Source organism: Oleiphilus sp. HI0066 (genome assembly GCF_001635725.1).
This window is the reverse complement of sequence record NZ_LWFH01001242.1, coordinates 1-1,088: the sequence shown is the minus strand read 5'-3', so window position 1 is coordinate 1,088 and position 1,088 is coordinate 1. Positions and strand designations below refer to the sequence as shown.

The following is a 1,088-nucleotide window of genomic DNA, read 5'->3' as shown; positions in this document are numbered from 1 at the left end:
AAATGTGTACCCTGGTCTTCAAACCCTGCTAGGTGTAATTCCTTCACGCGATCTGCCGATAGTCGCGCCAAATAATCTTTAGCATCAAACTGATGATTCTGAGCACTCACGTAGATATTGTTGATATCGCACAGCAACAAACAGTCTGCGCGCTCAAGTACTTCGCACAAGAAATCAACTTCACTCAAATAACTGTCTTTAAACTCAAGATAGCTGGAAACATTCTCGATCAGTATTTGGCGACCTAAGTATTCCTGGACTTGCTCAATACGCTCAGCAATATGTTTTGCCGCAAGCTCTGTATAAGGCATTGGAAAAAGATCATGCCCGTGAAGACCTGATGCGCTCGTCCAACATAAATGATCAGAAACAAGTGCTGGCTGAAAACGATCAACAAGCGCTTTGAGTTTTTTTAGATAATCTTGGTTCAAGGGGTCTAAGGAACCCAAAGATAAACCGATACCATGAAAGGTGATGGGAAAGCGTTCTGCTATTTGCGACAGATATTGAAGAGGTAAACCTCCGTCACCCATATAGTTATCTGTTAGCGCTTCAAACCATTGAGGATGATTCTGTCCAGAGAGTATGTCTTGATAATGCTGCGAACGTAGACCAAGACCAAGGCCTTCAAGCGAAGAGAAAGGGGAAGCTGAGTTCATTGCTCTTAGTCCAGTACGCTGCAAAATGTTACTTCACTTTACCGCCAACGATTTTTTTACATGTTCCTTCTGGAACATATACCCACTCTTCTGGGTCACCATCAACCGTTGCTTGACCAGCACAGCTATGCTTGCTCGTACCACAGTCATTCATACCTGCTTTGGCAATACCTTGGCATTTCTCAAAACCTGGCTTTCCTGCAACCGCATCAGACGCTGCACCCATTACACCCATTGCTACAAGACCAGCGATGGTTGACTTAGTTAGTGTTGCTACCTTTGACATCTATTATTCCTCTTTTTTTGATTAGATATTTTTGATGACGACTGCGCGCTTCCGTCCCAAATAAAGACTAGTAGGGGTTTTGGAAGTTCATATTTTTTTTGATTATTTTTAGAAAAACTCTTTTTCTGGCCATATTTCTAAGA

The 1,088-nt window shown here is 42.5% G+C and carries 2 protein-coding genes; both read right to left on the bottom strand.

From position 1 onward, the window contains the following. Positions 1 to 659 (bottom strand): DUF692 domain-containing protein (locus A3738_RS17870; protein ID WP_068763753.1); only part of this gene is annotated, 659 nt, incomplete at its 3' end. A gap of 28 nt (positions 660 to 687) precedes the next feature. Next, positions 688 to 945 (bottom strand): DUF2282 domain-containing protein, encoded by a 258-nt coding sequence (locus tag A3738_RS17865; protein WP_068476000.1) that lies wholly within the window; start codon positions 943 to 945, stop codon positions 688 to 690. Positions 946 to 1,088: the final 143 nt, after the last annotated feature.

What these genes read in the sequence shown, in the direction of transcription:
- A3738_RS17865 (WP_068476000.1), bottom strand. Translation starts at nt 945, where the DNA reads ATGTCAAAGGTAGCAACACTAACTAAGTCAACCATCGCTGGTCTTGTA.